Source organism: Mesorhizobium sp. M2A.F.Ca.ET.042.01.1.1, assembly GCF_003997405.1.
GTDB lineage: Bacteria > Pseudomonadota > Alphaproteobacteria > Rhizobiales > Rhizobiaceae > Mesorhizobium.
This window is the reverse complement of record NZ_RZRX01000024.1, coordinates 2,389-23,047: the sequence shown is the minus strand read 5'-3', so window position 1 is coordinate 23,047 and position 20,659 is coordinate 2,389. Positions and strand designations below refer to the sequence as shown.

Below are 20,659 nucleotides of genomic sequence, written 5' to 3'. Positions count from 1 at the left end.
ACAACGTAGGCTCTGAATTCGTTGGGCGATGTGAAAGGGTCCGCTGCTGCGGGACGTGAGCACGTTGCGGCGGCATTACGCACATGATCTTGTGACCCCCGTGGCAAAAGAACTGAAGCGCCCGAGTCGCGACAACATATGCAGCGCTCAATGGCTTCGACAAAAATTCGGCACAGTTTCGACAGTTCGCATGCACCTCCAGGGTCAACGAGGTTGATTATGCCTGTTTATGTGGGTCGGCCACGCGAGCAGGAATTCCCACTACCTTTGCCCCGGCGGGAACATCTCGTGTGACCACGCAGCCAGCGCCTACCACTGCATTATCACCAATCGTGACGCCAGGCAGAATGATTGCTCCACCGCCGATCCAGACACGGCTGCCAATGTGAACAGGACGCCCGACCTGCAGGCCGGCCTGCCGCTGCTCGGCATCATGTGGATGATCGGCGGTATAAATCTGCACAGCAGGCCCAATTGCCGTTCCTTGCCCGATTTTGACCTCTACCACGTCAAGAATAACGCAGTTGAAGTTGATGTAGGCATTGGCTCCAATGCGGATATTGAATCCGTAGTCGCAAAAAAAGGGCGGACGGATGACCGTTCCGCGCCCAACCTCTCCCAGCCGCTCGGACAAAAGCTCATGCCAATGCCCCGTGGTCTGCCCCAGCGTATCATTGTACCGCTTGAGCCAAGCCCCGGTGGCCAACAGGTCAGCTTGGATCTCCGGATCCGCCGCATTGTAAAACTCGCCTGCGAGCATCTTTTCTTTTTGGCTACGCATCATAGTCTCCCGTCAGGTCGTGTCCCGTACAGTGATGCAGGAACGCACATCAAACTGCCTCGGCAACTTTGTAACTCGGTCTTGCCGGGCGCGCGGTCGGTCACGAGCCGGGGCGACAGTTTCGTCTCGACCAACTTCCGCGAATTTGGATATCGCAGATCAACCGGTCGCAGGGGCCAATACCTGACGAGGTCGGCAACTGTCCAGCGGTCGAACTCACTTTCATGCCCATCTCAGATTGCGTGATATCGAGCGGTAAGCCATCAGCTAATGTATCGACCAGGTCCCGCCAGCGGAGATCTGCGCGTCGCCTCTACGCATGCTGGCGTGTCACCAATAATACATCGATTATTTCTGGATCCAGGCACGTCGAATTGATTTGCCTTGCGGTGTAGAGCGAAGTTACTAGCCATAGGATTACTCCTTTTTAGTTTGTCAGTCGCAGAGCCCCAGTATGACTACGTGGTAGAAAGCACACGGCCGGAATCTTGGCAGCGCTGTTCACACCCACTTCGTAAGCCTGGCCGATGGGCTCGCCAGAGCACCAATGCTTGACCTGCTCCAGCTCTTGCTCGGCGGGTTGTTTCAGAGACGCTTGATCTCGATACCGCGTTTTCTCAGCACGTAGCCGATCTGGCGCGGGGTCAAACCGAGCAGGCGCGCCGCCTTTGCCTGCACCCAGCCACACTTTTCCATGGCAGCAATGACCGTATCGGCATCGGGCACCCTACCACGACTCGTGGCAGGGCCTATCGGCGCTTGCCCGTCGCCGACGGGCGGGGCGGCACAGGCGGCGGAAGGCTGGATCGTAGTCGACTTCTCTGACGTCGGCGGTCCGTTCTTCCACAGCGCCGCGGCCAAGCACTGATCCGCGTAACAGGCAAAGTCAGTTCTGAGGATTGATGGACCCGTCGCCAGAACTGCCGTCCGTTGAACGCAGTTTTCGAGCTCTCGGATGTTGCCTGGAAATTCGCAGTTCATTAGCACCTCAATCGCTTCGGGAGCGAAGGTCAGCGTGTGATCATTCTCAGTATTGAAATTCTTGAGAAACTGAGCGGCCAAGAGCGGAATATCACCTCGCCTTTCGCGCAATGCCGGCACGCGTAAAGTGACGACGTTGATGCGATAATAGAGGTCTTGCCGGAACTCCTTGCGTTGAACTGCCGTTTCCAAGTCCCTGTTCGTTGCGGCAATCACGCGAACATCAACTTTAATGGTGTGGTTGCTGCCGACGCGCTCAAACTCCTGCTCCTGCAGGACACGCAGCAGCTTAGCCTGGAACGAACCTGATATTTCGCCAATCTCGTCCAGAAACAATGTGCCTTTGTCGGCAGCCTCAAAGCGCCCCTTGCGCAAACTGCTCGCGTCGGTGAAGGCACCCTTCTCATGACCGAACAAGTCAGATTCCAGAAGCGTCTCGGTGAGCGCCGCGCAATTGACCTTGATGAAGGGCTGCTTGGCGCGAGGCGAGAGCTCGTGAATGGCTTTGGCAACCAGCTCCTTACCGGTTCCGGATTCACCTCGCAACAGGACCGTAGTCTTCGCCTTGGCCACCTTGACAAGGTGCTCACGCAGCTTGCGCAGCGCCTGACTATCGCCAAGCATCTCCTTGCTGATCTTTTTACGTTCCATTTGGCAGCCCATCCCACTCCGCCACCCGCCGGTAGAACTGCACTGGACGGTGAGCTGTGTTGTATTTCGTCATCATCATTCTCGATCTCACCTTTGTTGCTTCGAAATTTTCGGCGCGCGGACGCCCTCGGCAAATGGCAATGGCGCCTGAGCATCGTTGCCTTTCACCAGGACGAGCGTCTTCCTCCGCGCGGGCGCTCGCAATATGCGGTTTGCGCAGGCCTTTACTCGACCGGTCGCTGTTCTGTCCGGCTTCTGCCGCACCGCAGCCTGCAAACTCATCCTTGACAAGAAAGGAGGGGAGTCAACCGAGCTCTCCTTGCATTTATGCAAGGAAAATTGTCAGTTTGATAGAATTCTATCAAAACGGCAGAAACGCCCCGCCCCAGTTTGGCTGTACCTGCGGCGTTCAGCGTACGTGACGACATGTGCGGACTTGTCCCAATTGCCATCCGAGTTGTGCGGAACAGTAGCTGCTGCGCTGTTCGCTTCAACCGCGTGAGGCCGGAGACAGTAGAGACGGCGGCTCGTCGAGCGAGGTTTCATTGTTCGGCTACTAAACCGGCTGTCCTTTGGTGGGAGTTGGTTTCGCCCAAGTTCTGGGCCTGGGGGCGTCTAGCCCGTTTCGCCGCACAGGCTCCTTCCACATCGTCGAGGCCGAGAAGGAGGGACCCCACAGCTCTCCCTGTATCACAATGCCCCGCCCCTCAAGCAGCTAGATACGACAGGTGACCTCAAATGAGGCGTCTTGCATGGCTTCTACACCTGCCTGAATGCCAGAACTGCGTTCGTACCGCCCATGGCGAAGGCGTTGCTCATGGCGACGCGCACCTTGCGCTCGCGCGGCACATTGGGTGTGATGTCGAGGTCGCAAGCGGGATCTGGCTCGCGATAGTTGGCGGTCGGCGGCACGACGTCCTCTTGGATTGCCATCACGCAGGCGATCATTTCAAGCGCGCTCGCTGCGCCGAGGCAATGCGCGTGCGTGGACTTGGTGGAAGAGATGGACATCGAATAAGCGTGGTTTCCAAACACACGCTTGATCGCCGCCGTTTCAGTCTGATCATTGCTTTTGGTACCGGTGCCGTGCGCGTTGAGGTAGTCGACGTCCTCGGCATTCAGCCCGGCATCGGCAAGGCAGGCGCGCATCGCCGACGCTGGCCCCTCGACAGATGGCGCGGCAATGTGGAAGGCATCGGCGGAAAGGCCGACGCCGGCGATCTCGGCAAGAATTGTGGCACCACGCCTCGTGGCATGCTCGTAGCTTTCCAGCACGGCCAGGCCCGCACCCTCGCCCAGCACCAGGCCCTTCCTATCGGCGGAGAAGGGCCGGCAGGTATCGGGTGAAAGCACGCGCATTGCTTCCCATGCTTTCAGCACGCCCCATGCGAAGGGTGCGTCGCTGCCTCCGGAAACCATTACGTCGGCCCGGCCCAGCTTGATCTGGTCCACCGCCGAGGCGATCGCATGGTTGGCCGAGGCACATGCGGAGGTCACCCCGAAGACCGGCCCGCGCAAGCCGAGGCTCAAGCTAAGATGGACGGAAGCGGCGCTGGGCATCACCTTTACTCCAGTGAAGAGTTCAGCACGGATTGCGCTACCCAAAAGCAGTGAGCGGTAAGTTTGTTCTGTTGCGTATGAACCGGTAAATCCGACGCCCACTGTCGCGCCGAAGCGATGGGCATTCCCCTCGTCCCAGGAAAGTCCGGCCTGCCGCATGGCTTCGCGCGCTGCAAGCACGGCGAGCAAGCTGAAGCGGTCCATGGAGATGAGATGCCCCCGGTTGATGTCGTGCTGGGGCAGCGCCTTGATCTCAGCGCCGGTCATGCCCTCCAGGTCATGAAGCTCGGAATTGGCGATCGGGCCGATGGCGGAGCGGCCTTCGCGCATCTCTTTCCACATAGAGGCGGCGTCGGTGCCCAGTCCGCACAGGCCGCCCACTCCGGTGATAACGACGCGCCTGTCCATTCAAGCCTCCTTCGCAAGCAAGCCGCGGACGGCTTCCACGACGTCGCCGACATTCTTGAGATTGGACCAGGCATCGGCCGTGTTCATGTCGATCTTGATGCCGTAGGCCTGCTCCACATCCCAGAGGACGTCCGCCAAACCCAGCGAATCAAACCCGAGCGCGTCCAGTTCCGTGGCGATTGTTATCTCGCCGACGAATGACGTAGGCATTCCCTCACCGCTCTCCGACTCGGCGCGTTTCTTGATCAGGGCAATGACGTCCGTTGCGAATTGATCGGCCATTCTGTTTCCTGTCTTTCTTTCCCGCGTTTCGACCTGGACGCGGCTCAGTTCCTGAGGCGCGCCGCGTCGCGAAAGCCATCACGCTTGGGCAACTGACAAAGCCCAATGCTCATAAAGCCGGATCAGGTCCGGCCGGTGTGTGGCGTAGGTGCAGTATGACGATGTGAGCCGCTACACCGTGCGCGTCTCCCAGTCTGTCCATAGGCTCGGAAGAAGTCGGACCCGGTCAGTTGCAACTCCCTTTCCCAGCACTCCACTGCCCGGTAGAGCGCATGAAAAATCTCCTTTCGGGCGGTTTCTTAAGACGCTCGCCACGCCATGAGGCAGTGGGGGCATCGGTGTGCGTCAGGTGCTTCTGCCCATGCAGGATTCCAGAACATTGATGAAATCGTTTGTTTCGATGAAAGGCATCCACACTTTGGATAGTTGACCACGCGTTTCAAAGATCGTGAACTACATCTCGTCGTTGTGCTCGACGCACTCCCGACAGAGCGCAACCTCATGGGCGCGGCATGCAGGATTAACCGAGCCCAGCCGGTCATGAGTGCGGCCGGCGCTCGGCTGCTCGATTATTTGCGCGATAAGCTCGCGACCATGTCCGCGGAGGTATTCAAACTTAACGCTGCGTCCGGGAGCTCTTGCCCTCCAGTTCGCGACGCTCTCCCGCCCATCCAGTGCTCGTTTATTTCGTCGGATAGTTTGACCCGGCTCTACCGAATCGCCGCTTCAGGATCATTCTTCCCGATTTCGTCACGCTCGTATTTTCTGCCGCGTCCTACACCGATTGGGCGCGAACAAAACTGAGCGCCTTGGAACCCGAACCCGTGCGTCGTGACCGGGAGCATCCGGGGCGAACTCATCCGCTCGGGGGCATCGCATCACCGGACGGCGACAGGCACGGTCGACCGGCATCTCGGCATCGGCTGGGAATTCGTCCATGGTCTGCATTGGCGACGACGCTTCCTGAGGCCACGTAGCCCTTATGCCAAGCTGGGCGCCCGGTTTGCGGCATCCGTGCCTACCCTCTTCGGACCTCGTGGGTTCCAACCGGCGACGAGGCGTGCATAGGCGCCCTCGGCCTGCTCCACCCAGCGGCGCTCTTCTTCCCGGTGGCTCTTTATGTTGTAGGCGTGCGCTCCCTTTTGGCCGCGCACAGCCTTGCTCCCGGCCTTGAGTTCCACATCGCGCAAGCTTCTTGGCATGCAGGGAGGGTCGAGCCTACGCGTAACTCTCGCCCTTCTCAACAGATGACAGATCACGACAGAGAGTTTGCGTGCGGTTGCCACGGCCGCGACATGCTGTCCGCGCCGGGCTCGCACGCCGCAGGGAGAAGGCTCGCAACGGTCCGGGAGCACGAGCGGCCGCCCAGGCCGCCTCGACGAGCATGCCGCGCGCATGACCACGGCCCTGCTTGGTGATCCGCCCATGGTAGGCCGGACCTGGCCGGACTGCTGGACGCTTGGGTTCAACCCGAGATAGGTCACGAGCTTCTGCGGATCGTCGAAGCGCGACACGTCGCCGATCGCCGCCCTTCATCGCCAGCGCGACGGTGATGTCGACGCCGGGAATGGTCATCAGCCGCTTCACGCCTTCATCCTCGAGAGCCGAGCGGACAAGATCGCGTTCGATGACCTGGAGGTCTTCGCCCAATCGGTCGAACTCGCGCAGATGCCCATCGATCGCGAGGCGCTCGTCCTGCGGTACGACCTGCTCGATTACCAGGTCCGACCCTTGGCGCCGCACAGGTCGGCATGCGGGCAGGACGGATCAGGTGGCTATGAAGGATCGACTGGATGACGCTCTTCAATCGAGATCTCTGTCGGACAATCTGATTGCGCCGTGTCACCTGTCGACGCAGAGCCTGCGTCGGCTCGTCCGCAATCCAGACTTCTGGCAAGAAGCCGCTGGCATAGAGCTGCGCAAGAACGTCGGCGTCGATCGTCGTTTTGATCTTGGCATAGGCAACGATAAACACCTGTTTCGGCTTGGCGATCCCCACCTTCTTCACATGCGGCGCAATCACAGCTGCAGCGGACGTCGCGCTGCCGGTGGCCTCGATCACCCCGACATCGTTCGGCGACAGCTTCGCGGCGAACGCCGCCAGCAGATCGCGCCGCATGTCGACGCGGCCGAGTCGCCTGAGCCTGCCCTCCTCCCATGCCACTGCTTCGGCGAAGGCGCGGTGAATATCCAGTCCGATGATAAGCATGCCCGTTCCTCCTTCTTGGCTCGGTCAAAGACGGGAGCTGGCGGGCAACACGACATCTACTGATCCGCGCTCGCAGCGCATCCGGGAAAGTCGCCAGGGGCGGCCATGTAACGAGCTCGGGCTCTCAGCCCACGGTCTATTGACGGCCTGCCTGCACCTTTGTGCTCCCGGTGCCCCACGTCCCGGATGGGCTCACCATAAGGGCGTTCCAAAACAAGAACAGCAGGACGAGAAGACACCACAGATCACATACCGGATAGCGGCAAGGCCAAGCGCTTCGTTCAGATAGGCTTGCGCCAATGGGCTTAGGCCGAGCCTACAACAGCTCTCAAAAACGCTGCCGGACTGCTGCATTGGCTCGCCGATACAATTGGCACAGGCCTCACGGCAGCTTAGGATCAAACCGCCCATCAGTCGCCTCGGACTGGAAAGGTGCACCCTATTAGATTCCACGCCCAGCTAGGTCGGGGCCGCCGAAGACGCTGGTTGATAGCCCGGCGCCATCGGCCCGGCGTTTCAAACTGCCAATCTCTGACCTGCACAGTACGAACGATTGCTCGCTTCGGCAGATCACGCGGCTCATATGTCGGACCTTAACGTCATCCATCATAAACTTTTTGCGACAAAAGATTGCAAGAATGCTAAATTGTTAAAGTCGTTTGTTTCGGTTAAAGGCATCCATCCCATGGATGGCTGATGACATGCGTTTCAAAGGACTTGATCTAAATCTCCTCGTTGTGCTCGACGCACTCCTGACGGAGCGTAATCTCTCGGCGGCGGCCCGCAGGATCAACCTGAGTCAGCCCGCCATGAGTGCGGCCGTCGCCCGACTGCGCGATTATTTCCGCGATGAACTGTTTACGATAAGAGGTCGCGAACGATTTCTAACCCCGCGTGCGGCAGCATTTGCCCCCGCAGTTCGCGACGCTCTCCAGCACATCCAGTGCTCGATTATTTCTTCGGATCCGTTTGACCCAGCTCGAGCCGATCGCCTCTTCAGGATCATTCTTTCCGATTTCGTCACGCTCGTGTTTTTCGAAAAGCTTGTGGAGCGTATTTCACGGGAAGCCCCCGCCGTCAGCTTCGAACTGCTGCCTGTCGACGATAGCCCCGATGAGCTTCTCCGGCGCGGTGACGTCGATTTTCTAATTCTACCGGATATGTTCACGTCGAGTGTGCATTCAAGCATTGCGCTGTTTGACGAGAAGCTCGTGTGCGTAGGCTGTCCCACAAACAAGCAGCTGCCACAGCAGCTTACATTCGAGAGATACATGTCGATGAGGCACGTCGCGGTCAGGTTCGGGCGTACGATGAAGCCGTCTATCGAGGAATGGTTTTTGCTTGAGCATGGCCTTAAGAGACGTGTCGAGGTCGCCGTGCAGGGCTTCAGCATGATTCCACCTATGGTGTCCGGCACAGCTCGTATAGCGACCATGCCCTTACGGCTGGTCAGGCATTTCGAAAAAACGTTCCCCCTGCGGGTTATCGAACTTCCGCTGCCATTTCCCACATTCACCGAGACCCTCCAATGGCCGGCCCTCCACAATAGCGATCCGGCAAGCATCTGGATGCGGGAGATAATGATACAGGAGGCATCTCGGATGGCTGCCCCGCTGTGAACCCTCGGAAAATTCAGGCGCACCTATAGTCACTACACCTGTCACCATCTACTTTGACGACAATAGCCCTCGCCGGATAAAGTCGATGCTGGCGGCAAGTGCGCCTGCGAGATCGTCCAGAGAATGGACTTCCTCGATCAGCTCGAACGAGAAAGGTCCCGCGTAGCCGCCATCCAGCAGCGCCTGAATCTGGCTGCCATTGTCGGAACCTGCAAGAAAGCGATCGGGGTAAATCCAGAAGGTCGGGTCGTTTACGCTTGAAATGTGCACCAGGCCGGTAAGCTCGCAGAACAGGCATGTCTCCCCGGCCAGGGTGTGGTGGAACGTGTCGTGCACGAGGCGAAAGACGGACTGGCCATCAACCGCGGCAACGGCCTCGGCCGCTTCCTTCTTTGATCGAAGCGAGCAGGTTCGGAAACCCAGCGGCTCGATGAGACCGATCAGACCCCGCGACTGGAGGATTGGCTTGATCTCGTTTAGAGCGAAACGAAGATTGTCCTGGCGCTCGCTATTGGTGGGCCACGAGCTGCGGTTGGCCGGCACCAACACGAGCGTCTCTGCCCCGCACGCCGTCGCATAATCGGCGAGGTTGCTTGCCTCGGCCTGACGCGTTGGAGTCCAGTCGTTGAACCGCTGCAAGGCGTTGACAGAGATGATCGTGACGCCCGCTTCGGTAGCGGCAAACCGAACGTCCGCAGCCGGAATGCCGCGTGCGACAGGATTGCTGAAATGAGGGTAACGGATTTGGACGTCGGTCAGGCCTTGGTCACGGGCAAGCGCGAAAAGCGCACTGACGTCAAGGCGGGGCGCCGCCATGTGATCGAGTGCAAAGCGGGGCGATACCTGGCGCATTGCTTGACTTTCCTTCCATGAAGCGCGGCTGCCATTTCGGCATCCGGCTTCTTTCAAGACGGAACCACGCCGGTTCACAGATCGGACAGAGACGGCCGAGTCAATCGAGCTTTCCTTTCATCGGTGAAAGGAAAATGGGCGCTCATGATAGAAATCCATCAAGGTCAAATATTTTCCGGAAGATAAATGTCGAACGGCAGAAATGTCTGCCCCGGGCTCTCCGCGACGCCGGCTTTGATGGCCCGCTCCATTGCCATTATCAGCTCCTGGCAAAGTCGGCGCATTGGCGTGCCGACCGCCATCGTCAAGATGTCATCCGCAAGCGCCCCACGTGACTGCGGCGTCATTTCACTCACGATCGCGACGAGATCCTGACCGCTCCCCTCTTCTCGGAGCGCGGAAATTGCTCCCTCTATACCCCCGCCGGCCATATAGAAGCCGACGAGCTCTGGTTCCCGCTGCATAAGATCCAGCAATTTTTCGTAAGTGAGCTGCCGTTCATCAAGGTTCACGAGCGGATCAAGCACCTCGAATTTGGGCGCGTTCTCACGAAAATAGGCACGAAAGGCCGTTTCCCGCGTCGCATGCGCCTGGAAGCGATGGCTTCCGACAAACACCGCCACCTTGCCGGGCCGTTTTGCGGCCTTGGAAAACACCCAAGCGGCAGTCCGTCCGACCTTGCTGTTGTTGAGGCCGATGTAGCCCTCGCGCACGCCATCGGCGAAGTCGGATAACAGCGAAAATACCGGGATACCTTTCGCCTTGAGCTCCTCGACTGATGCTGTGATTTTCGGGTGATCGGCCGCCACCATGGCGATCGCCTGGCAGCGGCTTCCAAGGTCCTTAAGAAGCGGGAGCAGGTCACGCGGCAAATGTGACTGCGCGAACTCGATGATCGGAAGGCCGTGGAAGGATTTAGCCATACTGACCGACTCTTCAATATTGCGAGCGAAATCTTGGTAAAAATCGTGGGCAGGTTTTCTCAAGATGAAGCCCAGCTTGTAGTGCGGCAGGTGCTGCTGCAAGCGCTGTTTGATGAGACCGGCAGCATGATAGCCGATCGCGTGCGCGGCCGCATGGACCCGCTGGGCGGTCTCCTCTCGCACCGGAAGGCGGACGTTCAGAACCCGATCGACTGTTGCTACGCTGACTCCGGCTTCGCGGGCGAGATCGGCAATTGTGACGCGCTTTCCCCTAGCGATTCTGATCGGCCGGTCCTCCGTCATCCGGTGCGATCCCGCGACGGCTTGGGGCGGCAAGCTGAAATAGTTACCACACCCCACGGTTGATAACGCATTCGACGAACAGCGCTCCATGCGGACCCAGATGAGTTTCCGTGAACCGTTCGTTTGCTTAGGGGCTTCATGGTGTTGTATTACTCTCCGCGTTAGTACACTATTTCCAGCGCTCTTTGGAGGCCGGCAATTCGACTGCTGTGAAGGCCGTGACTTACACGTCGCGCTATTGCTTGCTTGCGGGGAGCCCGTTTGATGTAACCCTAACCGCGGAAAGCGGCTTCCATCCGGGACTGGTCCAATTCGCCTTCCCAGCGAGCGACAACGAGCGATGCCACCGCATTACCGACTAAATTCGTCAGCGCGCGGCATTCCGACATGAAGCGGTCCACGCCAAGAATTAGAGCCATTCCGGCAACGGGAACACTCGGCACGACAGACAGAGTAGCGGCCAATGTGATGAAGCCGGCGCCGGTGACGCCTGCCGCACCCTTCGAGGAAAGCATCGCAATTAGCAGCAGGAGGATCTGATCGGCAATTGACAAATCTGTGTTCGTCGCCTGCGCGATGAAGAGGGCGGCGATCGTCATGTAGATATTGGTGCCGTCCAGATTGAATGAGTATCCAGTAGGGATGACGAGACTTACGACCGAACGCGCGGCGCCGGCCTTCTCCATCTTCTCCATGAGCGAGGGCAGCGCGGCCTCCGAGGAGGACGTTGCCAGGACAAGCAGCAGCTCGTCCTTGATGTAGCGGACAAGAGAAAAGATCGAGAAGCCGTTGCAGCGGCAGACCACGCCGAGAACCCCGAACACGAAGAGGAAGGCGGTCAGATAGAACGTCGCGACCAGTATCGCGAGGTTGGCCACCGAACCGATTCCGTATTTGCCGATCGTAAAGGCCATAGCGCCGAAGGCGCCGATGGGTGCAGCCTTCATCAGAATGCCGACGAGCTTAAAAATGGGGGCGGTGAGCGCCTGGAGAAAGGTAACGACCGGCCTGCTCGTCTCTCCGGTCATCGCCAGAGCAATGCCGAACAAGACCGAGAAGAACAAGACTTGCAGGATGTCGCCTTCCGCGAAGGCACTGGCAATCGTTGACGGGATGATGTTCATCAGGAAGCTGGTCACGGACTGCTCGTGAGCCGTGGCCACATAGCCCTTAACGGCTTCGACATCGAGCGAGGCCGGATCGATGTTGAGGCCGGCGCCAGGCTGAACGATATTCGCGACAATCAGCCCGACAACGAGTGCAAGCGTCGAGAAGGTAAGGAAATAAACCATCGCCTTGGCGGCAACTCGGCCGACCTTCTGCAGATCGCTCATGCCGGCAATGCCGGTCGCAATTGTCAGGAAGATGACAGGTGCGATAATCATCTTGATGACTTTGATGAAGGCATCGCCGAGCGGCTTCAGGCTTTGGCCGGTTTCCGGATAGAGGTAGCCAATTGCGGCTCCAAGGACCATGGCGGCAAGTACCTGCACGTAGGTCCGGGCAAAATGGCGCTTGCGGGGCGCTGCGATCGCGCGGGGGACTCTTGGAACCAACATCGTTTCTCTCTCCCTGACCGGATCGGGGTGGGGGCTCCTCCTTCTCCCATGCTGCGCTCCGGTCGAGCGCTGCTGTCATCTCGGAGCAAGCGCCGTGCCAACTGGACGCCTGTCCCGTCCAGCGAGATTGGTGCAGTTGCGCACTGGAACCCTCCACCTTGCCGGAATTCTGCACTCGAGGCTCGCCAAAGATCGCGTCTGAGGAAGTGCTTCATCAGAGAGGGAATTGACCAGGTCGCCTTGCGCCCGTGCCCTTTGATGTTCGCCGCAGATCGACTGCCGGTTGCCTTGGTGACTTTGGTTTGTCAGTTTTGGAACGGAATGCGCGCAAACTGCAGGATATCCTACACGCCCATCAGAGCACGCGGTACAAGCGATTAAGCGTAGGAGCGCATTGAATCTCCGAGGTCAAAAAATCTTGAATAAGGTCCGCGTGCGAAGTGAATCCGCAACTCGTCAAAGTTCTCCACCGTTTGATCAAGCGGTCGCGTTTCCTGGCGCTGCAAGATGGCGTTATCTGATGGCTCAAGCGCTGGAACGCCCAGGAAATCCCAAACCGCTCCCAAGCATTGGGCAGGTTCGTGAAGTAGGCTCTCGTATTCCATTACAAGCAGGTTGGTCGACGTGAAGGAGTCCATAACGCGAGCGTGAAAATCGTCGGCGGCTTTGAAATAAGCCTCACAGTCGGCGATTGACAACCTGACGCTCGGTGGCCGAGCGGTATCGTTGTCCGAGCTGAACTTCAGCCACTGACCGCTTTCCCTGGCCTGCACAAAGGATCGGAGCGATTCCAATACGTTTCGGCGAACAACGAGGATGACCTTGAGTGCTGGCCAACGAGCTAATTCCGCAAAGAATGCTGGACGCTCGCGAAACTGAGGTTCATTGATCTTGCAGCCAAGATGCGTCACATTCTTGTAGTCGCGCATAGGGCAGCGCACATAGGCAAGCTCAAGAAGCTCGCGATCCGTGCCTAGCAGGCGATCCGTGCTGGGCCAATTGGGATCATATTCGTTTAGCAACTCACCGTTACTCAGAACGGTCGGATGCTCGTTTAGCAATTCTTCTAAATAGTGTGTTCCGGTCCTTGGCATAGCAAGGATCACAAAAGGCTCAGGAGTTGGTTCGTTGTGGGTCATTGCATGTGTATCCAACTAAATAATGGCCGCGACGGTCTGGGGACGCGCACAAGAAGCTTGGCTGCTATCGCTTGAACGCTCCGGGTGGGTCCGCGCGCCTCACCACCCAGCCTGTACTCCGAGGTGTGGTCGCGAAGATGGGCGCGTGCCTGCAGCGGCTGGGTGGCGCCCGGCTTCGGCGTTGTTGTACCACTCGCGATTCCTGGCACACGCATGCCTCCGGGCCGCTGGGGGCAGTTTGCAATCCGGCATTGCGGACCTCCTTCTCGTTGATGGGCGTAGGTAAGCGTCAACGCATTAGTCGTCGATGAAACAGTCCAGCCGACAGAAAAAAAGGCAATACAGCGAACATGCAAAGTGCGCCTATATGCAGCCCTACATTGTCGCCCAGGCGGCCGAGCATCACCGGACGGATTAGATCGATAGAATTCGCCAGCGGCGAGAAGGCCGCAATCTGCTGAAACACTCCTGGCAATTGGCCGACTGGAAAAACCGCGCCCGAAAGGAACAGCATGGGTGTGATGACAAGCGTCTGATAGAAAATAAAATAGTGATAACTGGGCGCGAGCGCGATGACGAGCATGGCCAGGCTCGCAAAGGCGAACCCGGTGAGAGCGATGACCGGCAGCACGTAGAGAACCGACGTCCACGCGGCATAACCTAGCGCGGCGGCAACAATCGCAATTGTCGTACCGGCCAGAAAGGCCTTTGTGGCTGCCCAGGTCAATTCACCGAGAACGATGTCGCCGAGGGTAAGTTGTGTGTGCAGGATTGCTTCCCAAGTGCCCTGATCGCGCATTCGACCGAAAACCGCGTAAATTGTTTCGAAGGTTGATGCTGTCATCGCGCTCGTCGCAACCATGCCGGCTGCCAGAAAGGCGATGTAGGATGCACCTTCGATGCGGCCTACCAACAGTCCAAGGCCAGTGCCGAGCCCGAAAAGGTAAATCATCGGATCAGCAAGGGTGCCGAGCATTGAAGCAAATGCCACCTTCTTCCATGCCAGATGATTGCGGCGCCACACCGCGATCCAGTTCCAGGCGTTGGCGGGTAGAGCGGCCGCAAAACGTTCACCCATTGCTCACTTCTCCATCTCACGTCCGGTTAACCTCAAGAAAACGTCCTCCAGACTGGGTGGACGCTCTAGAATACGCAGACCCGCTCGACCGCGAAGCTGGATGCGCACATCCTCCGGCTCAGGCGCATAGCAAAAGAGCGTCTCGCCGCTTACCTCGACACGCTGAACGTACGGTCTGATCAGCGAAATCAGCTCCTGTGGATTGCCGCCGAAGATCTCGATCACGTTGCACCCAATGTACTCGTCGATCAGCGCATGAGGACTGCCCTCGGCGATCTTGCGTCCCCGCTCGAGAACACACAGCCGATCACAAAGCCGCTCAGCCTCTTCCATGAAATGGGTGGTCAAAATGATCGTTTTTCCGCTCGCCAGCAGGAAACGAAGTCGCTCCCAGATCAGATGGCGGGCATGCGGGTCGAGGCCGGTCGTGGGCTCATCCATCACAAGCAACTGGGGGTCGTTGATCAGAGCACGTGCCAGCGTCAGGCGCCGCTTCATCCCGCCGGATAGCAGGCCGACACGTGAATCCGCCTTGCTCTCAAGGCGAGCGAACTCGAGGAGCCGTGGGATGACGGCGTTGATCTCTCTTGTACTCATGCCGAAGTAGCGCCCGAACACCAACAGGTTCTCGCGTACCGTAAATTCCAGGTCGAGATTGTCGAACTGCGGGACCACGCCTATGCCCTTGCGGGCCAAGCGGCTGCGTGCCGGCACTGGTAGACCGAGGACTGTTATATCACCCGCGTCAGGCCGGGTCATACCGAGGAGCATACGCGCAATCGTGCTCTTGCCTGCGCCGTTCGGCCCCAGCAGACCGAAGCACTCTCCCGATGCAACGGTGAAGGACAGCCCGTCCACAACGAGCTTGTTTCCGAATAATTTGGTTACGCCGGTAAGGTCGATTGCTACATTGGACATGCGTCTATCTCAAGCGGAATGAGTCCGATTGGCCACCGGCAGCTTACTTGCGAATTCTGGTTCAGAGCAGGCCACCGCCTTGAGATGGCACCTTTGGAAAGTCGCGGCCGGAGCGACGCGTGTATCGCTTCCGCCAAAGAATAACGTCAAGATGCCACGTGTCGCTTCCAGATAGTTCCCGTTCTGACCATAGGTAACTCGAAAGCTTCACCCCGTGTCGACTGACACAACTTACTCGGTCACTCGGCGCTGCAAGGCCGTCAGACTTCACCAGCTGTGAGCGAAAGATCTGCAGTATGAAGTGACTCCGCAATTCCAGAATTGCCCGCAGCATTTGCTCCGGCAAGCGGCATCGCGCTTGTGATTTCCTTTGTGCTCCTGTTGGGCAGGGGAACACTTTTACGCGACAGCCAATCGCTATTGCTCAATGTACACAGGGCGTAAGCCTTCAAGGGGATCAACAGGAATATCCTGATTAACGCGTGCATTGAATAGCCGATGAATCGAAGCTGCCGAGTGCGGAAAGATAACACCGTAGATCTGATTATGGTCATCGTGACAATAGCCAGCACCGTCCACCAATTTACTGTATGTGAAAATAGTAGCTCACCGAGCGCCGTTACTACCGCGATGCCGAGCAACAATGGGCCGAGATTCTCTCCCATCACATCCAAAGTTAGATAGCGATCCAGGCCACGCAGTAGACCTCGCGCAAGCATCGTGTCCCGGAAGGTGCTTCGTGCCCAGCGGAGTTGTTGGCGCAAATAAGGTCCCATCTTGTCCGGAACGACTGTCGCCGCGACGGCACCTGGAACGTACTCGGTTCGAAAGCCTGCTTTCAGCATGAGGATCGTAAGATGACGGTCTTCACCGAAGTCGCTTGGTTTCCCCCTGAACAGCTGCGTCTCGTATTGATCCAGCAGAGAAAGGAGACAAGACCGGCGGTACATTGCACATGGGCCGCAGCAGCACATGACCGCACCAAAGCGACCTTGCGCCGCGCGCTCCTCATTGCAAGCCAGCCAGTATTCCATATCGATCAATCGGGTCAACCAAGTGTCGCTGCGGTTGTATGCCGTCAGCTGGCCCATGGCCGCTCCGACCATGGAATCCCGCATTTTTACTGCAAGCTTTGTGATGACGTCGGACGCAAGTGTCGTGTCAGAGTCGACGCTGAGCACGAAATCTCCAGATGAGCGGCGGATGGCGGCGATCTGCGCCTTGCGTTTGCCAACATTCTCGCGGAGCAGAATGAAATTGAATCTCGGGTCGCCCTCGTAGGCGTGATGTACCGGGATGACGGCATTACGATTTCCAGAACCGTCGTCAACCAGATAGACCTGAAATGTTCCGGCGTAATCTTGATTTGCAATGGAAGCTAAACACGCCGCGAGTGTGCGCGGGTCCTCATTGTAGCAGGGGATAATGACATCCACGCTCGGCCAACGGTCGGATCCGAACAAGCTTTCCGACGGCGGCGTAACATTTTCCGGTTGGGAGTAGACCGCTTGCATGCCTCTGTAAACAGTCGAGAGCACCGCATAAGACGAAACGGCAACAGTACTGGCTGTGGTGAGAAGGTCCATAGGATCTCTGTTTGTTCAGGGGTGTTGAGGAAGTGATCGGATTACAAATCCGCGGCCGTGCAATTCTGGAATTAGGCGTGACAACGCTGTCACCGTCTGGTCGCGCAGACTGGCTTGATTGCCTGGTTGCAATTCGTCGGGAGCGCACCCGTCGTGCAACAGCACGATTGCGCCCGGCCGGATATCGGCGAGCACTCTGTCGACGATGGCGTCAACGCCGGGGCGAGACCAGTCGCGTGGATCAATGGACCAATGGACGGGCGCCAATGCCGCACCCGCTGATGCAGCGATTACTTCTTCGGTCCAGATGCCATACGGTGCACGAAAGTACCGAACCATGGCCTGCGGGCAAGCCATCCCTATGACTCTGTTTGCCTCAACTATCTGGCAGTCGACTTCGACGGACCCGCATTTGGCCAGGTCCGGATGAGTCATCGTGTGGTTGGCTATACCGTGCCCGTCTGTAATAATTCGGCGAACGAGTTCCGGCTCGTCGGCCGCGTAGGCCCCAACAACGAAGAAGGTCGCCGTCACCTGATGTTGCGCCAGCACATTGAGTATCTGCGGTGTGAAAAATGAATTGGGACCATCGTCAAACGTCAGATAGACGCTGCGCTCTGCAGTGCCATCGGCATTGTCACTCTGCCCTTCGCATATGTAGTCCAGAGGCTTCATAGTTCCGGACCGTTCCGGTCGATCAGGGTACCGGACGGCCACTCGTCCATCGAGCGTCCGATCGGCGAAACCAACACGAGTACGTCTTCCAGGCGCGTGGGCGGCAGGTCGGGATGCACATCTGGACGGGTCGATCGTACGCGAACGCCCGACACAATGTTCGCGAGGCCGGCTCTGCAGAATCTTTCGACATGGTTTCGCAGCGCGTGCCGAACCGTGCCGAAAGCGAATGGAACACCCAACTGATGGAGCACTGGGTACGCCACGCGCATCGAAAAACCGATTCCGAGCCCTTCAAGATCCGGACGAACCGCGTACAGGCCCAATTCAGCGACGATCAAGTCGACCTCGCCAACTTTGATGAAGCGCCGCAGCATGCCGATGTGAGCCGCTACCCCATGCGCGTCGTAGCCGATTGCGCGGAATTCCGGCCTCGCGCCGGCCCAACTGCGGCCGCCTTCGAATGGCTCCGCGTTGAAGGCGCCAGTCCGTCCATAGGTCTTTCGAAAAAAGTCGGAGAGTTCGACATGGTCGGCCAGTTGCAGCTCATTTTCCCAGCACAACTTCCAATCGACATTCGGGCGCATGGAAGACCTCACCTTGGAGCTGTCTGGTTGAGATAAATGTCCAAGCATTGGTTAAATAATTGGCATCGCACCAACGGGGCGTAACTTGTGGAGACCGCCGAAAGACCAAGCCGTAATGCAGATGCGACTGACTTTGTGCGCCCCGCACACCAGATGATGCTCCTCGGATCCAACGCAACCATGGGAACTACCTATCTTTCCAACTTGAAGCGCCTCTATGGGACCTGCAGCAAAAACGGTAAAATCCTTTGTTTAGATGAAAGGTATCCACGCTTTGGATAACTGGGCGAATGCGTTCCATATGGCTGGTCAATTATCGTCGTCACGCTCGAGGCACTTCTGACGAAGCGCAAAGCTCACGCCCGCGGCACGCGCGGCCGTTGCCGGGCCGCGCGATTATCTCCGTAAGAGCCGAGCGGAGCTCAGACACGACGATTGATCAGAATCTGATTCGCGGGTTCAGTATCTCTTTCGTGTATCCAGCTCTGGGCTGTCCTTTGGCGGGAGTTAGGTTCGCCCAGGTTCTGAGCCTGGGGCGTCGGCCCGTTCGCCGCACAGGCTCCTTCGCACATCGTCGAGGCCGAGAAAGAGGGGGCCACACAGCTCCCCCTGTACTTTCCACCACCCGACACCAGCGCTCACCCAGGGCGCCGGCCTTGCTCACCTCAACGGATAGCGCACTCGCGCCGCTTCACGATTAAAAGAATTCTACAAGCAGATGCCTGTTTGATCGTGAGACGTCCGCTGCCAATTCCCGCATCGCAGAGGCAGCCAATAGCGCTCGCTTCACATAGTGGTCCGGCAAGCAGCTAGATACGACAGGTGACCTCAAATGAGGCGTCTTGCATGGCTTCTACACCTGCCTGAATGCCAGAACTGCGTTCGTACCGCCCATGGCGAAGGCGTTGCTCATGGCGACGCGCACCTTGCGCTCGCGCGGCACATTGGGTGTGATGTCGAGGTCGCAAGCGGGATCTGGCTCGCGATAGTTGGCGGTCGGCGGCACGACGTCCTCTTGGATTGCCATCACGCAGGCGATCATTTCAAGCGCGCTCGCTGCGCCGAGGCAATGCGCGTGCGTGGACTTGGTGGAAGAGATGGACATCAAATAAGCGTGGTTTCCAAACACACGCTTGATCGCCGCCGTTTCAGTCTGATCATTGCTTTTGGTACCGGTGCCGTGCGCGTTGAGGTAGTCGACGTCCTCGGCATTCAGCCCGGCATCGGCAAGGCAGGCGCGCATCGCCGACGCTGGCCCCTCGACAGATGGCGCGGCAATGTGGAAGGCATCGGCGGAAAGGCCGACGCCGGCGATCTCGGCAAGAATTGTGGCACCACGCCTCGTGGCATGCTCGTAGCTTTCCAGCACGGCCATGCCCGCACCCTCGCCCAGCACCAGGCCCTTCCTATCGGCGGAGAAGGGCCGGCAGGTATCGGGTGAAAGCACGCGCATTGCTTCCCATGCTTTCAGCACGCCCCATGCGAAGGGTGCGTCGCTGCCTCCGGAAACCATTACGTCGGCCCGGCCCAGCTTGATCTGGTCCACCGCCGAGGCGATCGCATGGTTGGCCGAGGCACATGCGGAGGTCACCCCGAAGACCGGCCCGCGCAAGCCGAGGCTCAAGCTAAGATGGACGGAAGCGGCGCTGGGCATCACCTTTACTCCAGTGAAGAGTTCAGCACGGATTGCGCTACCCAAAAGCAGTGAGCGGTAAGTTTGTTCTGTTGCGTATGAACCGGTAAATCCGACGCCCACTGTCGCGCCGAAGCGATGGGCATTCCCCTCGTCCCAGGAAAGTCCGGCCTGCCGCATGGCTTCGCGCGCTGCAAGCACGGCGAGCAAGCTGAAGCGGTCCATGGAGATGAGATGCCCCCGGTTGATGTCGTGCTGGGGCAGCGCCTTGATCTCAGCGCCGGTCATGCCCTCCAGGTCATGAAGCTCGGAATTGGCGATCGGGCCGATGGCGGAGCGGCCTTCGCGCATCTCTTTCCACATAGAGGCGGCGTCGGTGCCCAGTCCGCACAGGCCGCCCACTCCGGTGATAACGACGCGCCTGTCCATTCAAGCCTCCTTCGCAAGCAAGCCGCGGACGGCTTCCACGACGTCGCCGACATTCTTGAGATTGGACCAGGCATCGGCCGTGTTCATGTCGATCTTGATGCCGTAGGCCTGCTCCACATCCCAGAGGACGTCCGCCAAACCCAGCGAATCAAACCCGAGCGCGTCCAGTTCCGTGGCGATTGTTATCTCGCCGACGAATGACGTAGGCATTCCCTCACCGCTCTCCGACTCGGCGCGTTTCTTGATCAGGGCAATGACGTCCGTTGCGAATTGATCGGCCATTCTGTTTCCTGTCTTTCTTTCCCGCGTTTCGACCTGGACGCGGCTCAGTTCCTGAGGCGCGCCGCGTCGCGAAAGCCATCACGCTTGGGCAACTGACAAAGCCCAATGCTCATAAAGCCGGATCAGGTCCGGCCGGTGTGTGGCGTAGGTGCAGTATGACGATGTGAGCCGCTACACCGTGCGCGTCTCCCAGTCTGTCCATAG

The 20,659-nt window shown here is 58.6% G+C and carries 16 protein-coding genes and 2 pseudogenes; 1 reads left to right on the top strand and 17 read right to left on the bottom strand.

Going from position 1 to position 20,659, the window contains the following annotated elements:
- Window positions 1–217 precede the first annotated feature (217 nt).
- The 6 genes and pseudogenes from EOA23_RS05965 to EOA23_RS37035 form a co-directional block, all read right to left on the bottom strand.
- A complete protein-coding gene (locus EOA23_RS05965; protein WP_024505228.1) occupies window positions 218–784 on the bottom strand; it encodes a sugar O-acetyltransferase in 567 nt (188 codons plus the stop codon).
- 582 nt (window positions 785–1,366) lie between these two features.
- Window positions 1,367–2,410, bottom strand: a pseudogene (gene nifA, locus EOA23_RS05960) (nif-specific transcriptional activator NifA); the annotation flags it as partial.
- A 762-nt stretch (window positions 2,411–3,172) separates the two neighbouring features.
- Window positions 3,173–4,381 carry a beta-ketoacyl-[acyl-carrier-protein] synthase family protein gene (locus EOA23_RS05955; protein WP_127303219.1) on the bottom strand — a complete coding sequence of 403 codons (1,209 nt, stop codon included), beginning with the start codon at window positions 4,379–4,381 and terminating at the stop codon, window positions 3,173–3,175.
- Window positions 4,382–4,663 carry an acyl carrier protein gene (locus EOA23_RS05950; RefSeq protein ID WP_126057635.1) on the bottom strand — a complete coding sequence of 94 codons (282 nt, stop codon included), beginning with the start codon at window positions 4,661–4,663 and terminating at the stop codon, window positions 4,382–4,384.
- Window positions 4,664–5,881: 1,218 nt separating this feature from the next.
- Entirely contained in the window at window positions 5,882–6,406 is a 525-nt protein-coding gene (locus tag EOA23_RS37040) for a transposase (protein ID WP_245265439.1), read from the bottom strand.
- A 91-nt stretch (window positions 6,407–6,497) separates the two neighbouring features.
- Window positions 6,498–6,872 (bottom strand): annotated as a pseudogene (locus EOA23_RS37035) (IS110 family transposase); the annotation flags it as partial.
- Window positions 6,873–7,573: 701 nt separating this feature from the next.
- Between EOA23_RS37035 and EOA23_RS05940 the strand changes: the two are divergent.
- A complete protein-coding gene (locus EOA23_RS05940; RefSeq protein WP_024505887.1) occupies window positions 7,574–8,491 on the top strand; it encodes a LysR family transcriptional regulator in 918 nt (305 codons plus the stop codon).
- Between the two features lie 48 nt (window positions 8,492–8,539).
- Here the strand turns inward: EOA23_RS05940 and EOA23_RS05935 are convergent, their stop codons facing one another.
- From EOA23_RS05935 to EOA23_RS05885, 11 genes are all read right to left on the bottom strand, one after another.
- Window positions 8,540–9,343: a TIM barrel protein gene (locus EOA23_RS05935; RefSeq protein ID WP_024505888.1), complete on the bottom strand. Its 804-nt coding sequence runs from the start codon at window positions 9,341–9,343 to the stop codon at window positions 8,540–8,542.
- Between the two features lie 164 nt (window positions 9,344–9,507).
- A complete protein-coding gene (locus tag EOA23_RS05930; protein WP_024505889.1) occupies window positions 9,508–10,569 on the bottom strand; it encodes a LacI family DNA-binding transcriptional regulator in 1,062 nt (353 codons plus the stop codon).
- 272 nt (window positions 10,570–10,841) lie between these two features.
- Window positions 10,842–12,128: a dicarboxylate/amino acid:cation symporter gene (locus tag EOA23_RS05925; RefSeq protein ID WP_126063813.1), complete on the bottom strand. Its 1,287-nt coding sequence runs from the start codon at window positions 12,126–12,128 to the stop codon at window positions 10,842–10,844.
- Window positions 12,129–12,505: 377 nt separating this feature from the next.
- Window positions 12,506–13,267 (bottom strand): sulfotransferase, encoded by a 762-nt coding sequence (locus EOA23_RS05920; RefSeq protein ID WP_024505871.1) that lies wholly within the window; start codon window positions 13,265–13,267, stop codon window positions 12,506–12,508.
- A 289-nt stretch (window positions 13,268–13,556) separates the two neighbouring features.
- Window positions 13,557–14,345, bottom strand: a complete 789-nt coding sequence (locus EOA23_RS05915; protein ID WP_029356621.1) for an ABC transporter permease — start codon at window positions 14,343–14,345, stop codon at window positions 13,557–13,559.
- Window positions 14,346–14,348: 3 nt separating this feature from the next.
- Entirely contained in the window at window positions 14,349–15,263 is a 915-nt protein-coding gene (nodI, locus tag EOA23_RS05910; protein ID WP_024505873.1) for a nodulation factor ABC transporter ATP-binding protein NodI, read from the bottom strand.
- A gap of 260 nt (window positions 15,264–15,523) precedes the next feature.
- Entirely contained in the window at window positions 15,524–16,849 is a 1,326-nt protein-coding gene (gene nodC / locus EOA23_RS05905; RefSeq protein ID WP_032899868.1) for a chitooligosaccharide synthase NodC, read from the bottom strand.
- Between the two features lie 15 nt (window positions 16,850–16,864).
- Window positions 16,865–17,524: a chitooligosaccharide deacetylase NodB gene (gene nodB, locus EOA23_RS05900; protein WP_126057632.1), complete on the bottom strand. Its 660-nt coding sequence runs from the start codon at window positions 17,522–17,524 to the stop codon at window positions 16,865–16,867.
- The gene (locus EOA23_RS05895; RefSeq protein WP_024505875.1) at window positions 17,521–18,111 is read right to left on the bottom strand and encodes a NodA family N-acyltransferase; all 591 of its coding nucleotides are present in this window, start codon (window positions 18,109–18,111) and stop codon (window positions 17,521–17,523) included. Before EOA23_RS05895 ends, nodB begins: the two co-directional genes overlap by 4 nt.
- A gap of 853 nt (window positions 18,112–18,964) precedes the next feature.
- A complete protein-coding gene (locus EOA23_RS05890) occupies window positions 18,965–20,173 on the bottom strand; it encodes a beta-ketoacyl-[acyl-carrier-protein] synthase family protein (RefSeq protein ID WP_126057631.1) in 1,209 nt (402 codons plus the stop codon).
- Window positions 20,174–20,455: an acyl carrier protein gene (locus tag EOA23_RS05885; RefSeq protein WP_126057635.1), complete on the bottom strand. Its 282-nt coding sequence runs from the start codon at window positions 20,453–20,455 to the stop codon at window positions 20,174–20,176.
- Window positions 20,456–20,659: the final 204 nt, after the last annotated feature.

Excerpts from the sequence above, each read along its gene's own strand:
- EOA23_RS05965 (WP_024505228.1), bottom strand. The coding sequence starts at position 784 with ATGATGCGTAGCCAAAAAGAAAAGATGCTCGCAGGCGAGTTTTACAAT.
- EOA23_RS05955 (WP_127303219.1), bottom strand. The coding sequence starts at position 4,381 with ATGGACAGGCGCGTCGTTATCACCGGAGTGGGCGGCCTGTGCGGACTG.
- EOA23_RS05950 (WP_126057635.1), bottom strand. The coding sequence starts at position 4,663 with ATGGCCGATCAATTCGCAACGGACGTCATTGCCCTGATCAAGAAACGC.
- EOA23_RS05940 (WP_024505887.1), top strand. The coding sequence starts at position 7,574 with ATGCGTTTCAAAGGACTTGATCTAAATCTCCTCGTTGTGCTCGACGCA.
- EOA23_RS05935 (WP_024505888.1), bottom strand. The coding sequence starts at position 9,343 with ATGCGCCAGGTATCGCCCCGCTTTGCACTCGATCACATGGCGGCGCCC.
- EOA23_RS05930 (WP_024505889.1), bottom strand. The coding sequence starts at position 10,569 with ATGACGGAGGACCGGCCGATCAGAATCGCTAGGGGAAAGCGCGTCACA.
- EOA23_RS05925 (WP_126063813.1), bottom strand. The coding sequence starts at position 12,128 with ATGTTGGTTCCAAGAGTCCCCCGCGCGATCGCAGCGCCCCGCAAGCGC.
- EOA23_RS05920 (WP_024505871.1), bottom strand. The coding sequence starts at position 13,267 with ATGACCCACAACGAACCAACTCCTGAGCCTTTTGTGATCCTTGCTATG.
- EOA23_RS05915 (WP_029356621.1), bottom strand. The coding sequence starts at position 14,345 with ATGGGTGAACGTTTTGCGGCCGCTCTACCCGCCAACGCCTGGAACTGG.
- nodI (WP_024505873.1), bottom strand. The coding sequence starts at position 15,263 with ATGTCCAATGTAGCAATCGACCTTACCGGCGTAACCAAATTATTCGGA.
- nodC (WP_032899868.1), bottom strand. The coding sequence starts at position 16,849 with ATGGACCTTCTCACCACAGCCAGTACTGTTGCCGTTTCGTCTTATGCG.
- nodB (WP_126057632.1), bottom strand. The coding sequence starts at position 17,524 with ATGAAGCCTCTGGACTACATATGCGAAGGGCAGAGTGACAATGCCGAT.
- EOA23_RS05895 (WP_024505875.1), bottom strand. The coding sequence starts at position 18,111 with ATGCGCCCGAATGTCGATTGGAAGTTGTGCTGGGAAAATGAGCTGCAA.
- EOA23_RS05890 (WP_126057631.1), bottom strand. The coding sequence starts at position 20,173 with ATGGACAGGCGCGTCGTTATCACCGGAGTGGGCGGCCTGTGCGGACTG.
- EOA23_RS05885 (WP_126057635.1), bottom strand. The coding sequence starts at position 20,455 with ATGGCCGATCAATTCGCAACGGACGTCATTGCCCTGATCAAGAAACGC.